Source organism: Octadecabacter temperatus, from assembly GCF_001187845.1.
Taxonomy (GTDB): Bacteria; Pseudomonadota; Alphaproteobacteria; order Rhodobacterales; family Rhodobacteraceae; genus Octadecabacter; species Octadecabacter temperatus.
Genome location: NZ_CP012160.1, coordinates 2,094,922 through 2,120,144, shown reverse-complemented (window position 1 = coordinate 2,120,144; position 25,223 = coordinate 2,094,922). Strand labels below are relative to the sequence as shown.

The following is a 25,223-nucleotide window of genomic DNA, read 5'->3' as shown; positions in this document are numbered from 1 at the left end:
TTGATCGTTGAAGCTGAGGTCCATGCACGTTGCAGCATTGGTCGGTCCGGGCTCGCTGCAGTCATCAGACGCCAAATAATCCATGGCTGCTTACGGACGGCGAACGGCGGGTGCCGTTCGCCAGAAGTTTAGATGTCGATCTTTTCGGCAATGCTTAAGGCGTCTTCAACTTCGACGCCCAAGTACCGCACTGCGCTATCGATCTTTGTGTGACCAAGAAGCAGTTGTACCGCCAGCAAGTTACCAGTTTTACGGTAGATTTCAGCGGCCTTTGTCCTGCGGATGGAGTGGGTGCCGTATCCACTCGGTTCTAAGCCAATGGCTGCTACCCAATCCCTGACAAGTCGAGCATATTGGCGGGTCGAAATGTGTGGGTGTTCGTGGAAGCGACGTGGAAACATGAAGCTAACTCGCAGCATTTAAGGGCTTCTGACCCATCTGGCTACAGCATCACGCGTATTCTCAGTCAATTCAAACTGAACCGGTCGCTTCGTTTTGCTTTGCACCACGCAAACACGTTCGCGAACCTGATCGGCGTTAACGAGGTCGCTCACCTTGAGGCATACCAAGTCGCACTCGCGCAACTTGCTATCGATCGCGACATTGAAGAGCGCCAGATCTCGCAAATTGTTTGCCATTTCGAGACGCGTTCGGATTGCCCAGACCTGTTTAGGTCGAAGAGGCCGCTTTTACCCGAAGAGGCGGCCCTTGTTCCAAGGTCGGTGCTTTGGGGTGATTTCTGGAAGTTGTACTCTAGGCATATTTTGCCCTCCATACCGCCCTCCAAACCCAAACGTCAGCACCATGCCAACGATGGATTACAGCACAATCTGCTATGACTGCTTTGGACCTATCATGCAGATGCATCATGTCGCGTGTGCATCAGACCGAGTTGTGACCAGACTGCACATCGACTGCGCTACAGCGAAAGTCGGGTTTTGGGACGTAGCAGAATGCCAGTCGACGTATTGGATCACTGCAATCGTTCACAAAATTTTCCATTTTTAACGTTGCGGTTCGCAGAGGGAACCTGCGGCTGGAGTTGGACCCTACAGGCTGCAAGACAGCACCAAGATCTGACAGAACCAAAGCACCTTCCTGAGCGCTGAAGGTGCCTTGGAACTGATCAGATCTACGTCCCACATATAATGTGTTTCGCGTTCAAATTGCGATCAGTGTTGCGGTCCGTCAACTCACCACTCGATTATTCCGGTACCAATTCATCTGGCAGGTTTTGAAAGCAAACCGGACGCAAGAACCGACGAATAGAAAGCGTCCCAACTGAGGTTGCCCCGAAATTGGTGGAGGCCGGATATGGCCCGCCGTGAACCATTGAATCGCTCACTTCGACACCTGTTGGAAAACCGTTGGCAAGAATGCGTCCAGCCTTACGTTCGAGGATTGGCATCAGATCTTTGGCAAGTCCGGTGTCTGCGCCATCCATATGAAGCGTGCAGGTCAATTGCCCCTTGAGCGACCGCGCAATCGTCACCATTTCATCGTGGTCTTTGACACGCACAATCAGACCGAGCGGGCCGAACACCTCTTCGCCGAGCGCCTCGTTGGCAAGCCAAGCCTGCCCCGTGGTCGAAAAGAGGTAGGGCGTTGCATTTCGCATGTCGCAAGTCGAGGTCAGCACCTCGGTGATGCCTGTCGTACCTGATACACGATCGCGACCTTGGCGATATGCATCGGCAATGCCGTCGGTCAGCATGGTCTGAGGATCAACCCCTTGCAACGCTTCCGTCGTTGCCTTGGTAAATTCATCCGCATCGGGCCCGTCCATCACAATTGTGATTCCGGGGTTTGTGCAAAATTGTCCAGCGCCCATCGTCAGAGAGGCGGCCCATCCTGAGCCGATCGCGGGGCCACGGTTCGCTGCGGCACTGGGCAGCAGAAACATCGGATTGACGGACCCAAGCTCGCCAAAAAACGGAATGGGGTTGGGGCGCTGCGCACACAGATCAAACAGGGCACGTCCGCCACCAAGTGAGCCTGTGAAACCGACAGCATTGATCAGCGGATGCTGGACCAATGCAGTTCCGACATCGCGCTTTCCACCTTGGATTAATGAGAAAACACCCGGATGCACGCCGCAACGCGCGATGGCCGCGTTTATTGCCTCTGCAATGATCTCGCCTGTTCCAGGGTGGGCGCTGTGGCCTTTGACGACAACCGGACAGCCCGCCGCAAGCGCAGCGGCGGTGTCACCGCCTGCCGTCGAGAACGCGAGCGGAAAATTGGATGCGCCGAAAACGGCCACGGGCCCGATTGGGCGCTGAGCCATTTTGAGATCGGGACGTGGAAGGGGCGCGCGATCTGGCAGCGCCTCGTCATGCCGCAGATCAAGGTAGTCTCCGGCCAGAATATGGCTGGCAAAAAGGCGCAGTTGCCCCGTCGTGCGCCCGCGTTCACCCTCAAGCCTTCCGACAGGCAATCCGGTTTCTTGGGTTCCGATTTCGGTGATTTGGGCACCGCGGGCTTCGATTTCATCCGCAATAGCGTTCAGAAAATCGGCGCGCTCCTGTCGGGTCGAATAGCCATATGCCCAAAATGCGTCCTCTGCAGCTTCGCAGGCGGTGTCGACCAAATCAGGCGTGCCGATGGAATAGTCATGGCTGGGGCCATGTGCGGGCTCGGACGTAAACGTCGCATCTGCGGCGATCCAGTTTCCTGCGATCAGGTGTTTGCCGTGAGGTTCAAAAGTCATTTTGGTGCTCTTTTATGAATGTTTGGGGTTATGTGCTGACAAGGGCGCGCGGCGTTAACGGCCGTGTTTGGCGCGCCATTCTTCGAATTCTTTGAGGTTTTCTTCTTTGGTGGCCGGATAAAGACCGATAATAGGCGCACCCGCCTGCACTTTGCTCAACGCAAAATCCTCGAATGCGGTCATTTCGACCGCTTCTATCGCCACTTCGTCAGCTAAATATGCCGGAATGACGATCACGCTGTCATCGTCGCCAACGAGGATATCGCCCGGAAAGACCGGCGCGTCGCCGCATCCGATAGGGACGTTTATGTCGATCGCCTCATTGGTGGTCAGGTTGGTCGGGCTGGATGGTCGGTTATGGTAAGCAGGCATCTCGAGTTCACCGATGTTCATAGCGTCGCGAAACCCACCGTCGGTCACGACACCAGCCGCGCCGCGCATCATCAGCCGTGTGATCAGGATGTCGCCGGCTGATGCGGCATAGGCGCATTTGCGGCTGTCCATCACCATGACATGATCCGGAGGGCAGGTTTCAATCGCATAGCGTTGGGGGTGTTTTGGGTTTCTGAACTCGACCAGTTGGTTGCGATCTTCGCGGGCAGGCATGTAGCGCAGCGTGAAGGCTGGCCCAACCATGTTCTGCCCTTTTCGGGTCAAGGGGTGAACGTCCTGAATAACCTGATTACGCAGGCCACGCTTATAAAGCGCGGTCGCAAGTGTTGCGACGGAAACCGTTCTCAGAAGCTCTTTGGTTTCGGGCGAGAGGGGGTATTCGGACATCGGATTTCCTTTTTTGTGTCGGAATGGGGTTCTTGAAAATAGGTCGAGAGTGTCATGCCTCTCGGGTGACTGTGTTGTGTCGAATTGAGGAGATGAGAGACAGACCGATAAGCGCAGCGCCGATCAACCCTGTGATGACTTCGGGGATGTGCCAAATGGATTGCCCATACATAATGATCGACAGTGCAAGCACGGAGTAGAACGCGCCATGCTCCAGATAGCGAAATTGCGACAACGTGTTTCGTTCGACTAGCATGATCGTCATAGAACGCACGTAAAAGGCGCCGATGCCGAGGCCGATTGCGATCAGGAACAAGTTGTTCGTCAGGGCGAATGCGCCGATCACGCCATCAAAGGAAAAGCTGGCGTCGAGGACTTCGAGATAGAGAAACGCACCGAACCCGCCTTTGGCGGCTGCGGCCCGCGTTTCCTTTTCGGCGTCCAAGAAATGCGCCACAAGCTCAACCGCGAGGAAGGTCACGAGGCCACAAATGGCCGCGAACAGAAAAGTCGCGCTTTCGGCTTCGGGAAGCGCAACGGACATCAGCAAGGCCGCACATAGAACAATGGCGGTTCCCAACCCCCGGATGGAAGCCCACTTTCGTAAATTGGCTTCGATGAACTTGATCCAGTCGACCTCTTTCGACTGATCTAGGAAATAGGTCAGGGCCACCATCATAAGGAACGTCCCACCAAACGCGGAAATACCGATATGGGCGTCATCCATAATGCGCGCGTATTCCTGCGGATCAGTCGCGGCGAGGACAACTGCGGCCACCGGCCCGACTTGAGCCGCCACAACAACGACAAGCAATGGAAAAACAATGCGCATGCCAAAGACAGCGATCAGAATGCCCCACGTCAGAAATCGGCGTTGCCATACGGGTTCCATTGTCTTGAGGATGTTGGCGTTGACGATTGCATTGTCAAAGCTCAAAGAAATTTCAAGGACCGCCAGGATACCTCCGATCAAGAGGAACGACATCGCGCCTGAGAGGGTCCCGAACGTATGAAACCCGAGCCAAAAGGACAGCGCTAAACCGACGGCGGTGATGCCAAACGGCCAACGGAAATATGAAAGTGTCGAATTCATTTTGGGACCCCAAGAGAGTGAAATGGTCTATCGACCGGAGAAATCAAAGGCGCGTTCTGAAAATGGGCAATCACATTGTCAACGGCAAGCTGCGCCATCGCGTTGCGCGTTTCAACAGTGCCACTCGCGTGATGCGGGTAGAGAACGACGTTGGAAAAAACGGTAAGCGCTGGGTTTGGATGGGGTTCGTTTTGAAAAACATCCAATCCTGCAGATGCCAGTTTGCCATTTTCTAACAGGTCAAGGAGCGCCGTCTCGTCCACAACGCTGCCGCGCGCAATGTTGATCAAAGTGCCATCGGGCCCCAGCTTGGTCAGGACGTCGTGGTCGACCATCGCATTGGTGTCTTGTCCACCCGGGACAATAACAACGAGGATATCGCACCACTGCGCCAACGCAGCCGCGTTTGCGAAATAGGGGAACGCCACGTCACGCTGGCGCCGCGTGCAATAGCCGATCTCAAGCTTCATCGCAGTAAGGCGCGCCGCGATCTCTTGCCCAATTGCGCCGAACCCCAATAGCCCTGCGCGTTTGCCTTTAAGGGTGGAGAGAAGCGGGTAAGGGCCGGTCTTTCCCCACTCGCCCGACCGCACGTAGGCGTCACAGGGCAACAAAGTTTTTCTGGTCGCAAGGATCAGCATCAGAGCGGTGTCGGCAACTTCGTCTTTGAGGGCCAAAGACGCGTTCGTAAGCGGGATGCCAGCGCGGTGCAGCGCGTCGTGGTCGATGGCCTCAACGCCGGCGCTGCTACAGGCGACGATCTCGAGGTTCGGCAACAATTGCAGCTCAGCTTGCCCGAAGTCGTCATGCCCCTTGAGGATGACCGCGCGACACTTGTGGCCCTTCTCTTGCAGGAACGCCGTGCGGTCAGCGGCCTCGTCACCGCGCAGGACCTCGACCTGTCCTTCAAAGGTGCGCAGAACCGCAGGCGGGAGCGGTGTCAGGAGCATGACATGCGGTTTACTCATGTGTTTGCCCCCTGTAATTCGACAAGCGCTTTGCGACGCGCGGCCTGAATTTCGGGATCCGGGCTGAGGCTCGCTGCGATCAAGTTGCGTGTATAAGGCTCGCGGGGGGCATCGAATATTTGATCTACCGGACCTTGCTCAACGATCTTGCCGCTTTTCATGACGATCACGCGATGTGCGAAGTCACGCACCAAAAGCAGGTCGTGGGCGATGAACAGGTAGCTGAGCCCCAGTTGATCTTGCAAGCCTGTCAGCAACGCCAGAACCTGCGCCTGGATCGAAACATCCAGCGCAGAGACAGCTTCGTCGCAGACGATCAGTTTGGGCTCCAACGCCAAAGCCCGTGCAATCGCGATGCGCTGCCGCTGCCCGCCGGAAAACTGATGCGGGTTGCGGTACATGTGGTCTGCCTGCAATCCGACTTGTTCCAACAACTCGCAGACCCGTGCTTTCCACTGTGGTTTGGGCAAGATCTCGGGGTGGATCACAAAGGCTTCTGAGATGATGTCAAAGATCGACATTCGCGGGTTGAGCGATTGTGTCGGATCCTGAAAGACCATCTGGATATCGCGGCGCAGCTTGAACAGCTCTTTGGGGTCCATCGTCACAAGATCGCGGCCTTCAAACAGCGCTTCACCACCGGTTGCGTCTTCTAACCGCAGGATCGTCTTGGCCAATGTGGATTTACCGGATCCGGACTCGCCGACGATAGCGACGCTTTCCCCCGGCAGAACCGACAGGCTGGCACCTTCCAGCGCGACAAATGCACCATAGTGTTTCGTCAGGTTATTGATTTGCAGCATTGGCGCAGCGTCAGCCAATTGTTGCGCCATTTCGCCGTTACCCGGAATCGCTGCAATCAGCTTTTTCGTGTAGGGATGATGCGGGGTGTGGTAGACGTCACTGGCACTGCCGGTTTCAACAATTTCACCGGCGTTCATGACGACGACCCGATCGGCGATTTCGGCAACGACGCCAAGATCATGCGTGATAAGCAACAGGCCCATGCCCGTTTCGGCCTGCAGCTCCTTCAGCAAAACGAGAATCTGCGCCTGCACCGTCACATCCAGCGCGGTCGTTGGCTCGTCCGCGATCAGGATGTCAGGTTTCAGCGCGAGGGCCATTGCGATCATAATACGCTGGCGTTGCCCGCCAGAAAATTGGTGTGGATAGGCGTCTACCTTTGTGTCGGCCTCAGGAATGCCGACACGCGTAAGCAGTTCGATGGTTTTTTCGCGGGTTTGCCCTTTATGCACGCCATGCGCCGTCATCGTTTCGGCAATCTGAAAGCCAACCGTGTAGACCGGATTGAGGTGGCTCAACGGATCCTGAAAGATCATCGCAATGCGGTGACCGTTCAACCGCCGCCGTTCTTCGGGCAGCATCGTCAGAAGATCGCGACCTTCAAACAGGATCTGACCGGATGTGATTTCGCCTGGGGGCAAGTCGATCAGATTCAAGATTGCGGACGCGGACACCGATTTGCCAGAGCCGGACTCACCAAGAATGGCTAGAGTTTCACCGCGTTCCAAATGCCAACTCACATCGCGGACAGCGTGCACGGTGCCGTGTGAAGTGTGGAAATCGACCGAGAGATTTTGAACTTCCAAAAGACGATCAGTCATTTTTCTTCCCCACATTTTCCAGACGCCAGCGTTGCGCGGGGTCAAGTGCCGTTCTTAGCCAGTTCGATACGAGGTTCAGCGACAGCGTCGTGAGAATAATTGCAAGGCCCGGCCAGAAGGAAAGCCACCACGCAGACGTCAGATAAGGCCTCCCCTGCGAGACCATCAGACCCCATGTGATTTCAGGGGGTTGGATGCCGATGCCAAGAAACGAAAGCGCGGATTCCGCGAGCATGACAAACGCGAAGTCCAGCGTCGCGATGGTTATCAAAGTCGGCAGCACAACCGGTAGAATATGGCGAAACACGATGCGACGGTTTGAGGCGCCCATTACCTGCGCGGCTTGAACGAACATGCGTTCGCGCACTTCCAATGTCTCGGCGCGTGCGGTGCGCAAATAAACCGGTATCCGCGTAATCGCGAGAACGATCACCAAATTGAACACCGAGCTTTCGAGCATAAACAGAACGATCACGGCGAGCAGGAGCGATGGAAATGACATGATGATATCAGCAAGGCGCATGATAACCTGGCTGATGATCCGCGATGTGTAACCCGCAACCAACCCCAAAGTCGTGCCAATGATCAAAGAGAAAAAGACCGCACCGGCGGCAACAAAGATCGTGTTTTGTGCAGCAACAATGATGCGCGCCAGCAAGGGACGCCCCAATGCGTCGCCACCCAACCAGTAGGGCCAGCTTGTCGTGAAATCGAAAGGCGGTGCGTTACGACCCCTTAGGTTTTGCTTGGTTGCGATATCTTCAAGCAGTGACGAACCGATGATTGCACAGACCACGACGATCAGCAGAAAGACCACCGATACAAATGCGAACTTGTCGTTCCACAGCATCCGCAGGGTCTGCGCCACCGGATTTGGGGCGTCTGGGATGTCTGGAACTATGGGGTCCTGATGTGGGGCGTGTGTCATGTGTCAGTACCTGATGCGGGGATCGAGGATCGAGTAGAAGATGTCGATCAAGATGTTCATTATGAAAATTGCCGTGGCGGTGACCATGATCGCGGCCAAGACGACCGTGAAATCCCGTTGAAGGATTGAATCGATCATCAACTTGCCAACGCCCGGGAACCCAAAAATTGTTTCCACAACAACAGCACCATTCAAAAGCGCGGCGGCCTGATCCCCGATGACTGTGATGACAGGCAAGAGGGCATTGCGAAGGGCGTGCACAAAGATGATCGGGCGGTTCTTGATACCCTTGGCGCGGGCGGTTTTGACGTAGGCAGAACTTAGCGCTGTGATCATCGAACCGCGCACAATCTGCAAGATGAGGCCGAAGGGGCGAATGAAGAGAACCGAAACCGGCAATACCCAGTGCCAAACAGTGCCCGTGCCCGAGGTGGGGAACCAACCTAGATTGACCGAGAAGATGACGATGGCCACGATGGCAACCCAGAAATCAGGAGCGCTTGCGCCGATTAGCGAGAAGAAAGTCGCGATGCGGTCAAAGACCCCGCCGACGTGAAAGGCTGCCAGTGATCCGACAATGATGGCAAAGAAGACGACCAAAGACATCGTGACGGCCGCCAATTGTAGTGTCCAACCAAAGCCGCGCAGTACTACGTCGATTGCAGGTTCGGACCGTCTGATCGAGTCGCCGAAATCAAGACGGATCAGATCGCCAAGGTAGTTGAAAAACTGAATGAGAAGCGGATCATTAAGACCGTGAATTTCGCGAAACTGGTTGCGGCTTTCCTCAGACGCATCAAGCGGAAGATATAACCCCGTTGGATCGCCGGTCAGCCTGCTCAGAAAGAAAACCAGCAGAATTAGCCCGACAAGTGAGATGCCGCTGGTAATGGCGCGTGTTCCCAAGAATTTCAGCATATTGATTGATCCTTGAAAAAGGGCGGCGCAGGCAAAGGACGTGCCTGCGCCGGTTTCAATTTAGTTGAACTGGATCTGCGAAAGCTGCAGTTCGCTGTTCGTCCGGATAGATGGTGTGAAATCCAGACGTTCATTGACGCGGCTGAACCCGACCATGTGGAACAACATAACGTCTGCGATCGATTCCTCGTGAAGGTAGGTGAAGAGTTCGCTCCACTTTGCTGCACGTTCGTCACCTGTTGCCGCAGTCGCGTCGGCGATCATCGCGTCAACGGTTGGGTCAAGCAGGCCGGACTGCTGTCCTTCTGAATGATACTTGAAGTACATTGAGAAGACAGGATCGCCGTTCGCATTGTCGTGCTGCGCTTGGATCAACTGCGGACCACGATCTTCAGGGAACGGTTTGGCATAGCGTTCGAGCCATTCCGCAACTTCGACCATTTCCAACTTCATGTTGAAACCGACGTCTTGATACATGGCAAGCAAGGCTTCCATCGTCTCAAGCACGTTGGCGAAGTTGTTTGTCCGGCCGATCAACGTGATTTCCGTATCAATCGGAACACCATCAGCGGCGGCGGCGGCAAGCAATTCACGCGCACGATCGGGATCGAACGGATACGGAGCAAGATCGCGGTTATAACCGATGGTCGATGGTGGCGTCATACCTGTCGCCAACAAGGTGCCGTTGGCCAGGATCGTACCGACGAACGCTTCGCGATCAACCGCGAGGCTCAGCGCTTCGCGGACACGCCGATCATTGAGCGGTGCTTGCGCATGCTCAATGCGAAGAAACAACGTTTCCGAGTTCGGGTATGAAAAGTCCAGCGTTTCATCAGTCGCATCTTGAAGCGCGATGTTTGGCGCAATGTCTGCTTCGCCTGCCGCAACCATCGCTGCACGAACAGCACTGTCGCCACGGAAGACGTAAGTGGCGGATTGCACGGTTGGCTGGTCACCCCAGTAGTTTGGGTTCGCATTCAACGTGATGGATTGTCCACGAACGTATTCGTCAAACGTATACGGTCCTGTTCCAATCGGATGATCAACAAAGCTGTCAAGTGGTGTGTCGGACGGCGTAACAGTGACGGTGGACATCAGCATCGGCAAAATCGGCTGGGCTGGGTCTGCGGTCACGTCGATGGTGTATTCATCGATGACGTTTGACGTGATTTCGATGCCGCCAAAGAACTTGGCGCCAATCTCACAGGCAATATCAGGCGACTTCATACGAACAAGCGAGTGCGCAACGTCATCGGCGCGCATTTCTGTGCCGTCGCTGAAATTAACGTCCGGGCGCAGCGTGAAGCGCCACGTGCCATTGCCCATGTCTTCCCAGCTTTCGGCCAGACGAGGCTGCAGGCCCGTTTCTGGGTCCATTTCTGTGACAGTTTCCGAAATATTCTGAAACAACACACGACCGACGTTTGATTTGGTGGCCGAGCACGGTTCGACAATCTCAAGTTCTTCCGACAACACAACCGTCACGGAATTCTCTTGAGCTTGCGCACCGAACGCGACAGTCGACGCAAGCGCCGACGCCATGAAAAGGTGTAACTTACTAGTCATTTTTTCCTCCCTAAAGAATGAAGATCCAGCACCCTCTCATCAAGAACTTGGTCTTGAATGCTGATCTTCACCCTCAGAATTGGGAAGGTGGTGGGGATTGTAAATTCCAAATTTGGATTGCAACGATACACAAATTGGATCATATTGCCGCCAGGCAGGTCACGTTGCGGAGGATCACGAATGGCGCACGGGCAGTTTGAATACTTCCAGATGAGATGCTTTGTCGCCGTTGCAGAGGAGTTGAGTTTCCGGCGGGCGGCAGACCGGATGAACATGACGCAACCTCCGTTGTCTCGCCAAATCAAAATCCTTGAAGAACGCGTTAACCTTACGCTCCTTGAACGTAGCAATCGGCATGTTCGCCTGACCCCAGCGGGTGAGAATTTTTATCATAGCGCCATCGATATTATTCAACGATCCGAACATGCTGTCCTAAACGCGCGACAGGCAGAACGCGGTGAAACCGGCAGAATCGCAATCGGGTTCGTACCCTCAGCGGCGTTTAAATTCATGCCGTTAATTGCGCAGCGAATGGCCGCTGAAATGCCTTTGGTGACGCTCAGCCCGATCGAAATGATGGGATACGAAGTCGTGGAGGCTCAGCGATCTGGTCGTATTGATCTTGGGTTAACGCGGATGGAAAATCCACGGGGCGAAATAGAACGAACAAGGGTCGTGAACGAACCCTTTGTTTTAGCCATCCCAAAGGCGCATCCATTGGCAAAAAAAACGATACTTTCGATCTCTGACTTTGATGGGGAACCTTACATTTCTTTCACCAAAGACCGTGGCGGGTATCTTAAAGAGACTCTCAGCGCCCTGTTTTATGCGTGCAACATCACGCCGGACACGCGACTTGAAGCGAGTCAAACGCACGCCGTGATCAGCCTCGTCAATCACGGTCTTGGCTTCGCCGTCGTTCCTCGATCCGCGCAAGTCATTCAGATGCGCGATGTCATTTACCGCGAAATCGACCTACCTTCACAGTTCCGCTCGGACATGTATCTGGTCGCCCGATCCGGGCACAGCACAGTCGTGCGAGACCGCGTCCGAACCCTGATAACCGATGCCCTGAGCCAATTCAGGGAGGCTAAACTTGAATGCTAAGCCTGCCCTAAGGATGCGCGCATTGAGCTCGAAAATGACGCGCGTTGGCCCGTAGTTTATTACCTGGAAAAATTTACTTAGGTGGTCCGCGTTCGCGGCATCCGCCCCTATCGGCCGCCGCAATTCGCCTCTGGATTCATGTCGCAATGTGCACGAATGGCCGCTTGTCCCGCTGCACGAAATTCTTCGCTCACGCCGCATTTTGTCGCTCGGAGCGTATGCAGCCATAAAATCAAAATAACAGTGTGGGCGGTTTGCTGCCGTTCGCTGCTATCTGCACGAACGGTCGTTTCAGCGAAATCGCGCGATTGATGACGGTGTATGAAGCAGATCAAATTGTTAACTCTGTCTCGACGTAGGCTGCTCGGCCTTGAATTATTCTACCAGGTGGTCAAATTCACATAAGGGTCAATATGTTAGTTGGGCCCGAACGATGCCCTGCTTCTCCAGTTACAGCGCACTCCCTGCATATTGCGACATAACCCAATCCGCCCAGTCTTGCATCATGGCTCTTCATTATTCGAGTTAATCCCTGCGGTGATAAGCGGCCTTGTCGTGTACTTGATTGTGTGGGCAAGGGCGCGTTCGGCTAAATCTCTCACACAAGCGTTCTCTGAAGCCCAGTGGCGAAAACTTGATCGAAACCCGTGCGCCCTTGCAACGCGACCCAGAACATCGCTTGAAATTCGGTTGTCGCGGAGGACCTTGGTCAGCGTCATATCACTCAATTCGACATCGGGACGCGTTGAAAAGACAAACTCGCAGCCAAGATGATGAGGTTCGCGATACCGAAGAAGATCCATCGCGTGGGTAGAAATTGGTATTCGATGCTGGCGACCAGCTTTCATTCGAGCTGAGGGGATGACCCAGACATGTTCAGCGAAATCAATTTCAAGCCATTTAGCCCCTCTGACCTAACCAGATCGCGCTGCGGTTAAGATCAAGAATAATTGGGCTTGTCGTCCGGCACTTACAGAAGCCCCCGGAAAAATCTGCATAGAACCGTGAGGCATTTCCCGCCAAGGCACCGCTGGAAAATGCACGACTATATCATGCTTCGCTTTCTGCTTCGGCAACAGAGCTGTCACTGAAGAATCAGGTTTTGCGCTTCAATAGCGGCAATGCGTGCGGCTGCTAAGCTGATCGCAGGGTAGGTTCCAAGCCCCATGCTGCTTCCCTGACTTAGGTGAAACAAAGCGAAATGTATATTTTCCTGTTCCGACTCAAAAGCCTGCCCGAAAGTAAAGGTCAGTTACACCACCGACCGCTAACGGTTTTTACCCGGTCGTATTTTGCGAGCCTTTGTGTCAATTAGCATGTGTTCGTGTCGCTCCATTAGCCCTTAGGCCCCACATCTGGACCCACATTTCTCTTGAGTTAGGGTGATGCAATATGAGACCAAACTAAATCAACAACGTGTTAAAAATCGCAATAAATAGAAATCTCCCGTTCTTATTGTACAAGATGATACGAGACTATTCATGCTTATGGCGGACTGAGCCTTAGCCATCTCACCATTCAATTGATATATGGATGCTTATTTTAGAGCGAGTAGAGGGCTTAAGCTGTCGTTCTGAAGGTTCTAAGTATGCTCGACATCACGAAGCTGAGGGCCGCGACGCAGACGATAGATGGGCCCGCAGGGGTGTCGAACACAAAGGCTGCGCGTAGGCCGACGATCACTGAGGTCATGCCGATCAACCCGGCTGTCACTGCCATGCCCTCAGGTGTTCGTGACAAAGGTCGTGCTGCTGCTGCGGGGATGATCAGCATTGCGGCAATCAACAAAACACCGACGACCTTAATCGCGACGGCCACGGTGATTGCCAATGCTAAAGTTAGGACAAGCTGCTCACGTTTTGGGTTGATGCCGTTCGCATAGGCCAGGTCTTCGTTCAAGGTTGTGGTCAAAAGGGCCGACCAGCGCCATCCGATCAGCGCTACGACAATAGCTGCGCCGGACCAAATCACACCTAAGTCCACGCGCGATACGGCAAGAATGTCACCAAATAGATAGGCCATAAGATCGATGCGAATACCCGATAAAAACGATACGGCGACCAAACCAAACGCAAGGGCAGAATGTGCCATTACCCCCAGCAATGTGTCCATTGCGTAGCCTCTGCCGGACAAGAAATTCACGGTCAGCGCCATCAAGAGGGCCACAACCATTGCACCGACAAAGACTGACATTGAAAATGCGAGCGATAGGGCGACCCCAAGGATCGCGGCATGAGCAGTTGCGTCGCCGAAATAGGCCATCCTGCGCCAGACCACGAAACACCCAAGCGGGGCCGCAGCCAAAGCCACTCCAGTCCCTGCCAATGCGGCGCGCACCATAAAATCATCAAGCATTATTCGGCGGCCTCTGTGTGATCGTGGTCGTGGTGATTATGTGCATGGTCATGATCGTGCCCGTGGTCATGTTCATGACGGTAAAGCGCCAATGCGCCACCGGTTCCAGTTCCGAACAAGGCACGGTATTCTGGTGCAGAAGCCACAACAGCCGGCGTGCCTTCGCAGCACACATGACCGTTCAGGCAAATCACACGGTCAGACGCACTCATCACGACGTGAAGTTCGTGGCTGATCATCAAAATCGCGCATCCGGTTTCTTTTCTAACTTGTTCAATCTGCTGGTAAAAGGCGGCAGATCCGCGTTGGTCAAGGCCCTGCGTTGCCTCGTCTAATAGCAATACATCCGGCGTCCCAAGTAGGGCGCGGGCCAGCAGGACACGCTGGAATTGCCCACCGGATAATTTGGATAATTGTGCGTTTAATAGATCTGGCGCACCGGCTTGCGTCAGCGCTTGATGGATCATGTCGGGCTTTGCGCCATTTGGCAGGCGCAGGAACCGTGCGACGGTCATCGGTAGCGTTTCATCAATATGGAGCCGTTGTGGCACATAACCAAGCGTCACATTGCGCCCGAGTTCCACAGTGCCGCGAACAGGTTTAACCGCCCCGATGATAGCACGCAAAAGGCTCGTCTTGCCGGATCCGTTCGGCCCGACAATCGTAACGATTTCCCCAGCTTCAACAGAAAGAGAAACGCGCGACAAGACAGTGCGCGCACCGTAATTGATGCTCAGGTCTTTGACAGTGATCAGGCTCATGCTTCGACTTTATCCACACATGCAGGACAAACGCCTTCCGCCTCTACGACAGTCCGTTCAATTTTGAAACCTGTGGCTTGGGCGGCCTCGCCGAGTGCGCCACGTGCGGCTGAAGATTGTGTTTCAGCGACGGACTCGCACAAGCGGCAAATCATGAAGGCGGGTGTGTGGGCGTGATTGGGATGAGAACAGGCGATAAAAGCGTTCAGGCGCTCAATCTTATGGGCCAAACCATTCGCGACAAGGAATTCCAGCGCACGGTATGCGACGGGTGGTTGTGACCCGAACCCGTCTTCGCGCAAGTGATCCAGAATTGCGTATGCACCCAGTGCACGGTGTTCCTGCAAAAGGATTTCCAATACCTTCCTGCGAACAGGCGTGAAACGCTGACCACCTTGTGCGCATAGCGTTTCAGCGGCCAGAAGACCGTCGCTCACGCAGGCACCATGGTTGTGTTCGGCGAACCCAAGGGGGCCGGTGTCGTGTTTATTTTTTGAATCACTTGTCATGTTATTACATTTTGTTTAGGAGGCCTGTAATGTTATACAATCACATAGGTGCGATGATGTCCAGAAACCTTCTTTCACTCTCCTTAACGGCAACTTTGATGGGCGGAACGGCCTTCGCCGATGCACCTAGCGTTGCGGTAGATATTGCGCCAGTTCATTCTTTGGTCGCCCGCGTCATGGATGGGGTCGGCACCCCTGATCTTATCGTTCAATCCGGCGCGAGCCCGCATGAATACAGCCTTCGCCCGTCTGAAGCATCCGCGCTTCAGAATGCTGATCTTGTGTTTTGGGTTGGTGAGGATCTGAGCCCTTGGTTGGAAGACGCGATTGAGAACTTAGCACCAGATGCCTCCGTTACTGAGCTGTTGGAAGCTGATGAAACGTTGAAGTTGGAGTTCCGTGAGGGCGCATTGTTTGAAGCGCATGATCATGGGGATGAAGACGACCACGATGATCATGACGAGGATCACGACGATCATGATGAGGATCACGACGATCATGATGATCACGCTGAAGCAGATGGGCACGAAGGCCATAACCACGGTGCGCATGATCCGCACGCATGGTTGTCACCAAACAACGCCTCCGCTTGGTTGAACGTGATTGCTGCACAATTGTCCGCTGCAGACCCTGAAAATGCAGGCACTTACTATGCCAACGCAACCGCAGGCCGCGCCGAGATCGAAGCGATGATGGCCGAGGTCAACGCGACGCTTGAACCTGTTCGTGGCGGTAAGTTCGTGGTCTTCCACGACGCCTATCAATATTTTGAGACCGACTTTGATTTCGCGGCATCTGGCGCGATCTCGATTGGCGATGCGTCCGACCCGAGCCCTGCGCGGATCGCAGAAGTTCAGGCCCGTGTTGCGGAAGAGGGTATCGCCTGCGTGTTGTCCGAGCCGCAGTTCAATGCCGGCCTTGTCGCGACTGTTCTGGATGGTTCAGAGGCCAAGACAGGCGTGATCGATCCGCTTGGTTCTGAACTTGAAGTTGGCGCTGACCTTTATCCGCAGTTGATCTCCAACATTGCGACCGTTCTAAGCGAGTGCCTTGAGTAACACGTGCGACTGACCTCTGCCGCGTCCTGATCGGATGTGGCAGAGGTTTAAACGACCCCTGAAACGTTCCCATTTTCGCAAATTATGTTATGTGATAACATTGAGTTGAGGCCGATTTGAATACCCCGCAATCCCCGAATGATACGCGTATACCGATCACCCTGTTGACGGGGTTCTTGGGGGCAGGGAAGATCACGGTTCTTAACGGGATTTTGGCCTCGGGGCAGGGGCCAAAGATTGCTGTTATTGTCAACGAATTCGGTGATGCGGGTTTGGATCATGATCTGATCGAAGCGGTCGATGAAGATGTGATCCTGATGCAGTCGGGATGCTTGTGTTGCTCGATGCGCGACGATCTGGTGCAAACCCTGCACGACCTGATGGACCGACGTAAGAGCGGCGAAATCGCGTTTGATCGCGTCGTGATCGAAACGACGGGCCTCGCTGATCCGGCACCCGTATTGCAGACGCTTTTGATGAACCCCGCACTTGCGCGGCGCGTTCGGATGGATGGCACGGTAACAGTTGCTGACGCCGCCGCAGGGCCGGACACGCTGGATCGCCAGTTTGAATCTGTGTCGCAGGTCGCAATGGCCGATCTTATTCTTTTGACGAAAACGGACCTCGTTCTTGAACCCAAATGGCGGGCTTTTGAAGAACGCTTGCGCGGGCTTAATCCAACGGCTGAAATTCGTCGCACGGATCATGGCAGGGTCGATCCGGCTGGGCTTTGGAACCTCAACGGGATGCTTCCTGGGATCAAGCAAGAGCAGGCGACAGACTGGCTGTCACTTCCGGTTTCTGCTGATCCGCTACAAAATCTGTCAGGGTTCGCTGTCAACGCGGAACCCAATGAAATTCAATCCCCCCATGATGCGCGTATCGGATCCGTTTCGGTTGTTTTGGACGAACCAATTGCGGTCGAAGCTTTCGATTTGTGGTTGGACACGTTGATCGCCTTGCGTGGCCCCGACATTTTGCGCGTCAAAGGGATCGTGCATCTGGAAGGCGTCGACACGCCGTTTGTTTTTCACGGCGTTCAGCACCTGTTTGATCCGCCTGTACCCATCAATGACTGGGAAGGGGACGTTCGCCAGACTCGCATCGTTGTTATTGCCCGCGACATGACTCGCCCAGAACTGACGCGCAGCCTCGACATGCTGCGCGCGCAACAAACTGAACCAACATCTGGCCTCATATCTGAAGGAGTTCTCTTATGAGTAAAAAACTTCCCGTAACTGTTCTCTCTGGCTTTCTTGGCGCTGGAAAAACGACCCTGCTTAATCGCGTCCTGAACAATCGCGACGGCCGCCGCGTCGCGGTGATTGTCAATGATATGTCCGAAGTGAACATCGACGCGGACCTCGTGCGCGTGGACACAGAGCTAAGCCGCACAGACGAAACGCTGGTCGAAATGTCGAACGGCTGCATCTGCTGCACCCTGCGCGATGACCTTCTTGAGGAAGTGCGTCGACTGTCGGCAGAAGACCGTTTTGATTACCTGTTGATCGAGTCCACGGGGATTTCCGAACCGCTGCCTGTCGCTGCGACGTTTGATTTCCGCGACGAGCATGGCGAGAGCCTTTCGGATGTGGCCCGTCTGGATACGATGGTGACCGTTGTTGATGCCGTGAACCTTCTGCGTGACTATTCCAGCCATGATTTCCTGAGCGATCGGGGAGAAGTTATGGGCGAAGAAGATGAACGTACTTTGGTGAACCTGCTGGTTGAGCAAATTGAATTTGCCGATGTCGTGATCCTCAACAAAGTGGCTGACGCCGAGCCGCATCAGGTGCAGGCGGCCCGTCAAATCATTCGCAGCCTGAACGCGGATGCCGAAATTATCGAGACTACCCATTCTGATGTTCCTGCCGATGCGATCCTGGACACGGGGCTGTTTGATTTTGAAAAAGCGCATGAGCATCCGCAGTGGGCCAAAGAGCTGTATGGTTTCGCAGATCACGTGCCGGAAACTGAAGAATATGGCGTCGGATCGTTTGTTTACCGCGCGCGCAGACCGTTTGAGCCTGAAAAAATCATGGATGTACTGAACGGCGAATTGGCTGGTGTGATCCGTGCCAAGGGGCATTTCTGGATCGCGACGCGCCCTGAATGGGTGGCCGAGTTTTCATTGGCTGGTGCGCTGTCATCGGTCAAACCGCTGGGAACCTGGTGGGCGACGGTTCCAAAAGAACGGTGGCCAGATCACGAATCCGGTCAAGCCTACATCAACCAACACTGGCAGGAGCCATGGGGTGATCGTCGTCAAGAAATCGTATTTATCGGTGCAGGTATTGATTGGGCAGATATCAAAGCGCGGTTGGATGCCGCCCTTATTCCGGATGATCAGGACATAACGCCGGAAACGTTGCCGGATTATCCTGATCCGTTTCCAAACTGGCAGCGCGCGGAAAATGCCGCCTAATGAAACGGAACCTTGGCGAAATGAGTTTGGCACGTCGAAAGAGAGCGGCAGATCCAATGCGCGCATATGATGCGCTGCCAAAACCGTTGCGTGAATGGCTGTCGAATGCGGCTTTGCCTTGGTCGCCTGTGTCCTGCAAGCGCATTTGGAACAAGGCCTGCAAAGAAGGCCTAAGTCTTGATGACGCGCTTGCACGGATGATGACGGCCGAACGAAAAACGCTTGAGCGGGACAAGTTCAATCGTTTGAATTTTTAAACGGGCTGATGTTGCGCTGTCTAGGTGGGGAAGGGTTCGATTGAATCGGCCGAGAGTGCATAGGAAATGTCTGCAAGCTGCGTCGAGGTGGACGCTGTTCCAAACATGCCCACGACGGTGACGGCTTCAAACATGCCGGAGCTTTCGTAGGGCTTTGACGTTGTGACAAACACCAACTGGTTGGCGGGTGGTGGCGGCACGTGAACACAGGCCCCGACATATGGAACAAGAATAAATGCCGTAACGCCTGAGCCTGAAAAGTCGATTGGCACGATAAACCCCGGAAGGCTGACGACCTGTCCGTTCCAATCCGTCCGCACGCCACTTGAACGGGGTTGCTCGCTTGTCAGGGTGTCTGTTTCGTCGTGCTCAAATAGTCCTTGGACGGAGGGCGGAATAGGGATTTCCGTTTCCGGAACCAAATCACGCCATTTCAAATCTATAACGTCATCGGCAAGTGCGCCGCGGGGGGCGCAGGCAAGTGCCGCTAAGCCGACAAGCAATGAACGTCGATTTGGCGGTAGGGTTACCATACATAGATTTCCATAAACTCTGCCTCCAAAACATAACCCGTTTCCGCGACCTCCGTCGTTTGGATGTCATGTTGCATACGGCCTGTGACCCAGACCGCGTCCCACAAGTTGTCAGAAGGCCACGGTGTAATTGTGTTTACGAAGACGAGCTGATTGGGCGGCGGAGGGGGCGTGTGAAGGCAGGCCCCGACATAGGGCACCAGAACGAAATTGGTCACGCCCGTGTTTGAGTACTCAATCGGGAGAATATAGCCGGGCATCTTGATGTACGCCCCGTCGAGGGCGGGATTAAGTTTGGTCGCGTTCGCGTCAAACTGGGGAAGCCAAAGATCGTTGCGTTCATCCATCACGCCTTCGCCGATGATTTCCGAGTAGGGAACACCTGGCGGGATCAAATCGTCCCAAGTGATTTCCGTTGCGCGATTGGCGAGCGCGGCCTTCGGCAATGCGGCACTTGCTGCGGACAGCGCCATCAATTTGCGACGTGATATGTTCATTAACGGGCTCCTGCGGCGTTAAATTCGCACCATCATACCATCGGCAACGGACATTCGGTAAGCCCTGATTGCAGGAACCATGCTCACAATTGCGCCAGCGAGGATAACTGCGAGGAGAACCCAACCCTCGCGCATGCTGGGCGCGGTGATGGGAATCCACAGGCCAAATGCGCTGTCGATCAATGGTTGCGCGACGAGTAGGCCGAGGTAGAGCAAGGCAAGGCCAAGCAGTGCGCCAATCGCGGACATCACGGTGGCTTCGAGCACCAGCAGGCTAAATATTACCCGTGGCCGCGCGCCCATCGCCCGAAAGATTGCCATTTCTCTGCGTCGTTCACTAAGGCTGGAAAAGATGGTCGCCATCATGCCGATCAATGCCGTCACGATGACCATGGCTGAAACGGCGATCAGTGCGGTTTCCGCGATCCCGACGATCTGCCAAAGTTCCTGAAGCGCGATGCCGGGAAGAATGGCGAGAAGCGGTTCTTGCGCGTATTCATTGATGCTGCGTTGCAATCCGAACACCTGAAGGCGACCTTTTACACCGACTAAGGCCGCCGTAATGGCTTGGGGTTGTAGGTCCATCTGGCGGATCACATCCGCAGGTGTCGATTGGCCAGGAATTTGCGCGCCGCTTTGCCAATCAACGTGGATCGCCTCAATCGCTTCGAGGCTGACAATGACCGTGCGATCCACAGGTGTTCCGGTCTTTTCCAAGATCCCCGAGACGCGAAATGGCTGGTCTTTGTGTTCGGAAAATGAGGCCAATCCGTGGGCCACAACAATCGGGTCACCTATGGAATAGCCTAGTGTTTCAGCGACATCGGCCCCAATCGTTGCATCAAACAGGTCATCCATGAGCGCGCCGTCGCGCACAGCTAAGGATTGGCCTGAGCGATACTTGTAGCGCTCGAAAAACGCCGTGGTTGTCCCCATGACGCGGAACTGGCGGTGGCTGTCGCCCAATGAGATCGGGACGATCCAATCAACAGCGTCGTTTTCGGCGATGTCTTGATAGCTTTCCCACGTCATGTTGTTGGTCGCATTGCCGATGCGAAATACGGAATACAAAAGCAACTGAACTGACCCAGATCGCGCACCGACAATCAGGTCCGTCCCCGAAATAGTGTCGGCAAAACTGGCCTTGGCGCCTGTGCGAACTTTTTCAACGCCTAAGAACAGCATGACCGACAGGGCGATCGCCAAAATGGTCATCGCGACGGTCAAGCCGCGTGCCAACAGCGATGCAAAGGCCAGACGCAGGATCATGCCGCGTTCCTGTCTGTCTGAGCGACATCATCCATATGAATAACGCGGTCAAATTGATCTGAAAGGCGTGCGTCGTGGCTGACCATCAACACGGTTGAGCGGTGCGCACGAGATTGCGAGAACAGCAATTCAAGAAACGCAGATTGTGTTGCCGCGTCCAACGATGACGTGGGTTCATCTGCGATGATTAGGGGCGGTGCGCCGATCAAGGCGCGTGCTGCGGCCACGCGTTGTTGTTGGCCCACGCTTAGCTTGCCCGCTTGTTCGTTCATGACGTTGTTGGGTAATCCCAACGCGCGGCACAGTGTTTCTGCTTCGGTTTCGGGGTCTGACACCCGCGCGGCGCGGTCTGGTGCGAACCGAAGCGGCAGCAAGATGTTGTCGCGCACATTGGCAAAGGGCAACAGATTGAACTGCTGAAAGATAAGGCCGATTTGTTCGGCGCGAAAACGATCGCGTTTACCGGCAGACAAAGATGAGATGTCCGTGCCCGCAACCGCCACCCTGCCGCTTTGTGCGGTGATTGTTCCGCAAATCAGCGACAGGAGTGTCGATTTTCCGGATCCACTTTCGCCCAACAACAGCACCGTTTCAGCAGGTGCCAATGCCAGTTTAGGCACCGATAGCTCAAACGGTGCCCGCCCCGGCCAGCGAAACTGGACGTCCTTTAACTCAAGGGTGGGGGGCGGTGTTGGCAACGATCACTCCGATTAGTTTAGATCGCTAAGGTCCAACATTGGAGAGTCGCGTTCAACCTCAAATGCAGTCGCGCCCGCGTTTGATACAATCTGTACTTCAACTTCGAGAGCATTTGGGAAGACAGCGAAGTAGGCGAATGAAATCTCGCTGAGGGCCGAGATGTCACCGCATTCAAGTAGGTATTCCGCGTGAAATTCGGTGTGGGACCCTGCGTCGGCTTCATCTGCGTGATCATCGTGGTCGTGTTCATCATGATCGTCTTCGCCGTGGTCGTCATGGGCCTCGTGCTCTTCATGATCAGCGTGGTTGTCTTCTTCGTGACCATCTTCATCATGGTCATCATGGTCATCATGGTCATCATGGTCATCATGGTCATCATGGTCATCATGGTCATCATGGCTGTCTTCGCTTTCCAGTTCGGCATGCGCTTCAAGAACGGTGCATTCAGCTGCGTCCGGTGTGCCAAAAAGATCAAGTGGCTGCGCCAGAACCGCCAATGCAGCGTCGACCTTGGCAACATCTTCTGCGCTTTCCGCGATGTATTCGAAACCAACAATGTCAGCGCCAGGGGCGTGCAGTTGCATTGCGATCTGTGATCCTTCGATTGCGATATCGAGTTGGCCGACACCGTGCTCGTGGCTGTCCAACTCGCGCGTTTGTTGGGCAAGTGCAGGTGCGGCAATGATTGTTGTCAGGGCGAGGTAGGATAGAATTTTCATTGGGAGTTCCTAGTTGAAAACGGGAAAATTAGGCAGAACATTCGTCACACAGCCCGTGCATTTCAACGATATGGCGCGTGGCTGTGAATTTGGATTTGCTTGAGATTGCGGATAGCTCAGCTAGCAGGGGCGAGCTGTCGTGCTCTTCAACGGTTCCACAATCTTCGCAGATGGCGAGGACAGGAACCGCAGAATGGTGGTCGCATCGACACGGCACGAATGACTTGGTGGACTCAAGTTTGTGCGCGCGTCCTTGGTCGGTAAGGGCGGCCAGTGCGCGGTAAATTGTTGGGGCCGCAAGATCAGGCTCTTCGCGCTTTAGGCGATCCAGAATGGCATAGGCTGTCATGGGTTTGTCTTGATCGTTCAGGATGTTGAGAACGTCAGACTGCCGAACGGCTGCTTGTTTGCGCATTTGATCTATCTCCATCGGTGTCAGTAGTTTGTTATTTTATAAAGTAACAAATCACAACGTTTGTAAATTGTACGCTGTGAAATGCGCAGGATTGGGTGATTCTGTCAGGTCTGTTGGCCATGGTGTTGGTTGGAGGCTGCTTTGTTCAATTATACCTGAGTATTTTTATAGGGTTTACAGTTCTGACTATTTTTGTCAGGTACTCAGTATGAAACACGAAACCATATCACGAGGCGGCGCGCCAGTCGGTCATCTGGGCGAGCTAGACGCAGTCGAAGCAGCGGCGGTTATCTACTGGCGGCTGTGGTCGCAAGGGATCGACGGGCAACGGCAAACCAAGGCCGACCTCCACCGCGTTCTTGGCGAAAAGCACGGGTTCGAGGCGGCCAGCGCTTTGGCCCAGATTTTTGATCTGTGCGTGCGACATGGCCGACGCCCGCTTATGCGCCATGACATTAATTGCAAATGCCTTGGTGCGGATGAAAGCTGTATCGCGAATTTCATCGGCTATGCGTCCGAGTGCAAACGCGAAGACGCAGCCTTGATTGCCAGTCTAATCGTCACACCCGATTTGTGCCTGCCCATGGCTGCGCTCGCCCAGACGTTTGGGTTGGCGCTGCGGCGGATGGCATTGGCGGAATTACCACGCGACGCGACCCGCGTTGCGTTTGAGAGCAACCCAACTTCAAAAACAATCCACTAAGGGAACACCATGAAGAAGATCCTACTTTCCACGGCACTGTCGTTCGCTGCTCCTATGGCATTCGCCGACGTTAATGCATCTGAGGTTTTGACGAACTACGCCAACATCGCTGAAGCGAAATATCAAGACAGCCTTATAACGGCCCAAGCGCTGCAAACGGCAGTCGATGCGTTGATTGCGGACCCGTCAGAAGGCAACTTGCAAGCTGCGAAGGCCGCTTGGTTTGCGGCCCGTGTTCCATATCAGCAGACTGAAGTTTACCGTTTCGGCAACGCGATCGTTGACGACTGGGAAGGCAAGGTGAACGCTTGGCCGCTGGACGAAGGTTTGATCGATTACGTTGACGCATCCTATGGTGGACCGTCCGATGAGAACGAATTCGCAGCACTAAACGTCATCGCGAACCCGTCGTTCACATTGTCCGGTGAAGAAATCGACGCATACGAGATCACACCTGCGTTCCTTGAAGGTCAGCTGCACGAAGCAGATGGCGTAGAAGCAAACGTTGCGACGGGCTACCACGCAATCGAGTTCCTGTTGTGGGGCCAAGATTTGAACGGCCACGGCACTGGTGCTGGCAACCGCGCATGGACAGATTATGCCTCCGGTGAAGACTGCACGAACGGCAATTGTGATCGTCGTGCTGACTACCTGAAGGCGGCGACTGATCTGTTGGTGTCTGATCTTGAATGGATGACGGCGCAATGGGGCGTTGAGGGCGACGCGCGCGTTGAAGTGCTGGCTGACGAAACAGCTGGTCTGTCCGCAATGCTGACTGGAATGGGATCTTTGTCTTACGGTGAAGTGGCCGGTGAACGCATGCGTCTTGGCGTCATGCTGAACGACCCAGAAGAAGAGCATTCTTGCTTTGCCGACAACACTCACAACGATCACTACTATGACGGATTGGGTGTGCAGAACGTCTACCTTGGCAGCTACACACGGATCGACGGTTCAGTCGTTTCTGGTGCGTCCCTCGCGGAGCTCGTTGCTGAAACGAATGGCGAACTGGATGTCGAAATGCGCACCAAGCTGTCCGCAACGATGCGCGAGCTGGGCGACATTAAGCATGCGGCAGAAGCTGGCTTTGCTTACGACCAGATGCTTGAAGCGGGCAACGCGGCTGGCGAAGATTTGGTGATGGGTGGTGTGAACGCGTTTATCGATCAGACGCGTAGCATTGAACGGATTGTTGGTGCTCTCGCGGTTGGGGACGTCGCGATTGAGGGTTCCGACAGCCTTGACGACCCGGATGCCGTTTTCCAATAGAGCGCCATCACCAAATATGGCATGCGCCGCGGGATCTCGCAGCGCATGCCGTTTCTTAT

At 54.6% G+C, this 25,223-nt stretch carries 24 protein-coding genes and 2 pseudogenes; 7 read left to right on the top strand and 19 right to left on the bottom strand.

All coding sequences use genetic code 11. From position 1 onward, the window contains the following. Positions 1 to 128 precede the first annotated feature (128 nt). From OSB_RS10650 to OSB_RS10610, 9 genes and pseudogenes are all read right to left on the bottom strand, one after another. Positions 129 to 638 (bottom strand): annotated as a pseudogene (locus tag OSB_RS10650) (tyrosine-type recombinase/integrase). A gap of 566 nt (positions 639 to 1,204) precedes the next feature. After that, positions 1,205 to 2,710, bottom strand: a complete 1,506-nt coding sequence (locus OSB_RS10645; protein ID WP_049834986.1) for an aldehyde dehydrogenase (NADP(+)) — start codon at positions 2,708 to 2,710, stop codon at positions 1,205 to 1,207. Between the two features lie 54 nt (positions 2,711 to 2,764). Further along, positions 2,765 to 3,490, bottom strand: coding sequence for a ribonuclease activity regulator RraA (locus OSB_RS10640; RefSeq protein WP_049834985.1), 726 nt, complete (start codon positions 3,488 to 3,490; stop codon positions 2,765 to 2,767). A gap of 52 nt (positions 3,491 to 3,542) precedes the next feature. Beyond that, positions 3,543 to 4,583: a DUF475 domain-containing protein gene (locus OSB_RS10635; protein WP_049834984.1), complete on the bottom strand. Its 1,041-nt coding sequence runs from the start codon at positions 4,581 to 4,583 to the stop codon at positions 3,543 to 3,545. Next, positions 4,580 to 5,551, bottom strand: coding sequence for a 2-hydroxyacid dehydrogenase (locus tag OSB_RS10630; RefSeq protein ID WP_049834983.1), 972 nt, complete (start codon positions 5,549 to 5,551; stop codon positions 4,580 to 4,582). Before OSB_RS10630 ends, OSB_RS10635 begins: the two co-directional genes overlap by 4 nt. After that, positions 5,548 to 7,176, bottom strand: coding sequence for an ABC transporter ATP-binding protein (locus OSB_RS10625; protein WP_049834982.1), 1,629 nt, complete (start codon positions 7,174 to 7,176; stop codon positions 5,548 to 5,550). Before OSB_RS10625 ends, OSB_RS10630 begins: the two co-directional genes overlap by 4 nt. Further along, positions 7,169 to 8,104 (bottom strand): ABC transporter permease, encoded by a 936-nt coding sequence (locus tag OSB_RS10620; RefSeq protein ID WP_049834981.1) that lies wholly within the window; start codon positions 8,102 to 8,104, stop codon positions 7,169 to 7,171. The genes OSB_RS10625 and OSB_RS10620 overlap by 8 nt, the downstream gene beginning before the upstream one ends. Before the next feature lie 3 nt (positions 8,105 to 8,107). Further along, positions 8,108 to 9,022: an ABC transporter permease gene (locus tag OSB_RS10615; protein ID WP_049834980.1), complete on the bottom strand. Its 915-nt coding sequence runs from the start codon at positions 9,020 to 9,022 to the stop codon at positions 8,108 to 8,110. 60 nt (positions 9,023 to 9,082) lie between these two features. Then, positions 9,083 to 10,588 (bottom strand): ABC transporter substrate-binding protein, encoded by a 1,506-nt coding sequence (locus tag OSB_RS10610; protein ID WP_143831251.1) that lies wholly within the window; start codon positions 10,586 to 10,588, stop codon positions 9,083 to 9,085. Positions 10,589 to 10,768: 180 nt separating this feature from the next. Between OSB_RS10610 and OSB_RS10600 the strand changes: the two genes are divergently transcribed. After that, complete coding sequence (locus OSB_RS10600; protein WP_074202224.1) at positions 10,769 to 11,695, top strand: LysR family transcriptional regulator; 927 nt, start codon at positions 10,769 to 10,771, stop codon at positions 11,693 to 11,695. A gap of 503 nt (positions 11,696 to 12,198) precedes the next feature. On the opposite strand, the pseudogene OSB_RS17015 reads toward OSB_RS10600, so the two are convergent. From OSB_RS17015 to OSB_RS10585, 4 genes and pseudogenes are all read right to left on the bottom strand, one after another. Further along, positions 12,199 to 12,591, bottom strand: a pseudogene (locus OSB_RS17015) (tyrosine-type recombinase/integrase); the annotation flags it as partial. A gap of 664 nt (positions 12,592 to 13,255) precedes the next feature. Beyond that, positions 13,256 to 14,050 carry a metal ABC transporter permease gene (locus OSB_RS10595; protein ID WP_049834976.1) on the bottom strand — a complete coding sequence of 265 codons (795 nt, stop codon included), beginning with the start codon at positions 14,048 to 14,050 and terminating at the stop codon, positions 13,256 to 13,258. Further along, positions 14,050 to 14,811: an ATP-binding cassette domain-containing protein gene (locus OSB_RS10590; protein ID WP_049834975.1), complete on the bottom strand. Its 762-nt coding sequence runs from the start codon at positions 14,809 to 14,811 to the stop codon at positions 14,050 to 14,052. Before OSB_RS10590 ends, OSB_RS10595 begins: the two co-directional genes overlap by 1 nt. Beyond that, complete coding sequence (locus tag OSB_RS10585) at positions 14,808 to 15,320, bottom strand: transcriptional repressor (protein ID WP_049834974.1); 513 nt, start codon at positions 15,318 to 15,320, stop codon at positions 14,808 to 14,810. The genes OSB_RS10590 and OSB_RS10585 overlap by 4 nt, the downstream gene beginning before the upstream one ends. Before the next feature lie 56 nt (positions 15,321 to 15,376). Between OSB_RS10585 and OSB_RS10580 the strand changes: the two genes are divergently transcribed. From OSB_RS10580 to OSB_RS10565, 4 genes are all read left to right on the top strand, one after another. After that, positions 15,377 to 16,378: a zinc ABC transporter substrate-binding protein gene (locus OSB_RS10580; protein ID WP_049836124.1), complete on the top strand. Its 1,002-nt coding sequence runs from the start codon at positions 15,377 to 15,379 to the stop codon at positions 16,376 to 16,378. Positions 16,379 to 16,494: 116 nt separating this feature from the next. Then, the gene (locus tag OSB_RS10575; protein WP_049834973.1) at positions 16,495 to 17,598 is read left to right on the top strand and encodes a CobW family GTP-binding protein; all 1,104 of its coding nucleotides are present in this window, start codon (positions 16,495 to 16,497) and stop codon (positions 17,596 to 17,598) included. Next, positions 17,595 to 18,803 (top strand): zinc metallochaperone GTPase ZigA, encoded by a 1,209-nt coding sequence (gene zigA / locus OSB_RS10570; protein WP_049834972.1) that lies wholly within the window; start codon positions 17,595 to 17,597, stop codon positions 18,801 to 18,803. Before OSB_RS10575 ends, zigA begins: the two co-directional genes overlap by 4 nt. Continuing rightward, positions 18,803 to 19,060 (top strand): DUF6525 family protein, encoded by a 258-nt coding sequence (locus tag OSB_RS10565; RefSeq protein ID WP_049834971.1) that lies wholly within the window; start codon positions 18,803 to 18,805, stop codon positions 19,058 to 19,060. Before zigA ends, OSB_RS10565 begins: the two co-directional genes overlap by 1 nt. Before the next feature lie 20 nt (positions 19,061 to 19,080). On the opposite strand, the gene OSB_RS10560 is transcribed toward OSB_RS10565, so the two are convergent. Genes OSB_RS10560 through OSB_RS10535 form a run of 6 tightly spaced genes read right to left on the bottom strand, consistent with a single transcriptional unit; the run spans position 19,081 to position 23,192 of the window. Beyond that, positions 19,081 to 19,593: a DUF3299 domain-containing protein gene (locus OSB_RS10560; RefSeq protein ID WP_049834970.1), complete on the bottom strand. Its 513-nt coding sequence runs from the start codon at positions 19,591 to 19,593 to the stop codon at positions 19,081 to 19,083. Further along, the gene (locus OSB_RS10555) at positions 19,587 to 20,090 is read right to left on the bottom strand and encodes a DUF3299 domain-containing protein (protein ID WP_049834969.1); all 504 of its coding nucleotides are present in this window, start codon (positions 20,088 to 20,090) and stop codon (positions 19,587 to 19,589) included. The genes OSB_RS10560 and OSB_RS10555 overlap by 7 nt, the downstream gene beginning before the upstream one ends. Before the next feature lie 18 nt (positions 20,091 to 20,108). Beyond that, positions 20,109 to 21,359, bottom strand: coding sequence for an ABC transporter permease (locus OSB_RS10550; protein ID WP_049834968.1), 1,251 nt, complete (start codon positions 21,357 to 21,359; stop codon positions 20,109 to 20,111). Further along, positions 21,356 to 22,057 (bottom strand): ABC transporter ATP-binding protein, encoded by a 702-nt coding sequence (locus OSB_RS10545; protein WP_049834967.1) that lies wholly within the window; start codon positions 22,055 to 22,057, stop codon positions 21,356 to 21,358. Before OSB_RS10545 ends, OSB_RS10550 begins: the two co-directional genes overlap by 4 nt. Positions 22,058 to 22,069: 12 nt before the next feature. Continuing rightward, positions 22,070 to 22,777: a zinc uptake protein ZrgA gene (gene zrgA / locus OSB_RS10540; protein WP_049834966.1), complete on the bottom strand. Its 708-nt coding sequence runs from the start codon at positions 22,775 to 22,777 to the stop codon at positions 22,070 to 22,072. 28 nt (positions 22,778 to 22,805) lie between these two features. Continuing rightward, the gene (locus OSB_RS10535; protein WP_049834965.1) at positions 22,806 to 23,192 is read right to left on the bottom strand and encodes a Fur family transcriptional regulator; all 387 of its coding nucleotides are present in this window, start codon (positions 23,190 to 23,192) and stop codon (positions 22,806 to 22,808) included. A gap of 208 nt (positions 23,193 to 23,400) precedes the next feature. Here OSB_RS10535 and OSB_RS10530 point away from each other — a divergent pair, with 208 nt between their 5' ends. Beyond that, the gene (locus OSB_RS10530) at positions 23,401 to 23,895 is read left to right on the top strand and encodes a hypothetical protein (RefSeq protein ID WP_049834964.1); all 495 of its coding nucleotides are present in this window, start codon (positions 23,401 to 23,403) and stop codon (positions 23,893 to 23,895) included. A gap of 9 nt (positions 23,896 to 23,904) precedes the next feature. Then, entirely contained in the window at positions 23,905 to 25,164 is a 1,260-nt protein-coding gene (locus OSB_RS10525; RefSeq protein WP_049834963.1) for an imelysin family protein, read from the top strand. Positions 25,165 to 25,223: the final 59 nt, after the last annotated feature.

Coding starts and splice junctions, on each gene's coding strand:
- OSB_RS10645 (WP_049834986.1), bottom strand. CDS start 2,710: ATGACTTTTGAACCTCACGGCAAACACCTGATCGCAGGAAACTGGATC.
- OSB_RS10640 (WP_049834985.1), bottom strand. CDS start 3,490: ATGTCCGAATACCCCCTCTCGCCCGAAACCAAAGAGCTTCTGAGAACG.
- OSB_RS10635 (WP_049834984.1), bottom strand. CDS start 4,583: ATGAATTCGACACTTTCATATTTCCGTTGGCCGTTTGGCATCACCGCC.
- OSB_RS10630 (WP_049834983.1), bottom strand. CDS start 5,551: ATGAGTAAACCGCATGTCATGCTCCTGACACCGCTCCCGCCTGCGGTT.
- OSB_RS10625 (WP_049834982.1), bottom strand. CDS start 7,176: ATGACTGATCGTCTTTTGGAAGTTCAAAATCTCTCGGTCGATTTCCAC.
- OSB_RS10620 (WP_049834981.1), bottom strand. CDS start 8,104: ATGACACACGCCCCACATCAGGACCCCATAGTTCCAGACATCCCAGAC.
- OSB_RS10615 (WP_049834980.1), bottom strand. CDS start 9,022: ATGCTGAAATTCTTGGGAACACGCGCCATTACCAGCGGCATCTCACTT.
- OSB_RS10610 (WP_143831251.1), bottom strand. CDS start 10,588: ATGACTAGTAAGTTACACCTTTTCATGGCGTCGGCGCTTGCGTCGACT.
- OSB_RS10600 (WP_074202224.1), top strand. CDS start 10,769: ATGGCGCACGGGCAGTTTGAATACTTCCAGATGAGATGCTTTGTCGCC.
- OSB_RS10595 (WP_049834976.1), bottom strand. CDS start 14,050: ATGCTTGATGATTTTATGGTGCGCGCCGCATTGGCAGGGACTGGAGTG.
- OSB_RS10590 (WP_049834975.1), bottom strand. CDS start 14,811: ATGAGCCTGATCACTGTCAAAGACCTGAGCATCAATTACGGTGCGCGC.
- OSB_RS10585 (WP_049834974.1), bottom strand. CDS start 15,320: ATGACAAGTGATTCAAAAAATAAACACGACACCGGCCCCCTTGGGTTC.
- OSB_RS10580 (WP_049836124.1), top strand. CDS start 15,377: ATGTCCAGAAACCTTCTTTCACTCTCCTTAACGGCAACTTTGATGGGC.
- zigA (WP_049834972.1), top strand. CDS start 17,595: ATGAGTAAAAAACTTCCCGTAACTGTTCTCTCTGGCTTTCTTGGCGCT.
- OSB_RS10565 (WP_049834971.1), top strand. CDS start 18,803: ATGAAACGGAACCTTGGCGAAATGAGTTTGGCACGTCGAAAGAGAGCG.
- OSB_RS10560 (WP_049834970.1), bottom strand. CDS start 19,593: ATGGTAACCCTACCGCCAAATCGACGTTCATTGCTTGTCGGCTTAGCG.
- OSB_RS10555 (WP_049834969.1), bottom strand. CDS start 20,090: ATGAACATATCACGTCGCAAATTGATGGCGCTGTCCGCAGCAAGTGCC.
- OSB_RS10550 (WP_049834968.1), bottom strand. CDS start 21,359: ATGATCCTGCGTCTGGCCTTTGCATCGCTGTTGGCACGCGGCTTGACC.
- zrgA (WP_049834966.1), bottom strand. CDS start 22,777: ATGAAAATTCTATCCTACCTCGCCCTGACAACAATCATTGCCGCACCT.
- OSB_RS10535 (WP_049834965.1), bottom strand. CDS start 23,192: ATGCGCAAACAAGCAGCCGTTCGGCAGTCTGACGTTCTCAACATCCTG.
- OSB_RS10530 (WP_049834964.1), top strand. CDS start 23,401: ATGAAACACGAAACCATATCACGAGGCGGCGCGCCAGTCGGTCATCTG.
- OSB_RS10525 (WP_049834963.1), top strand. CDS start 23,905: ATGAAGAAGATCCTACTTTCCACGGCACTGTCGTTCGCTGCTCCTATG.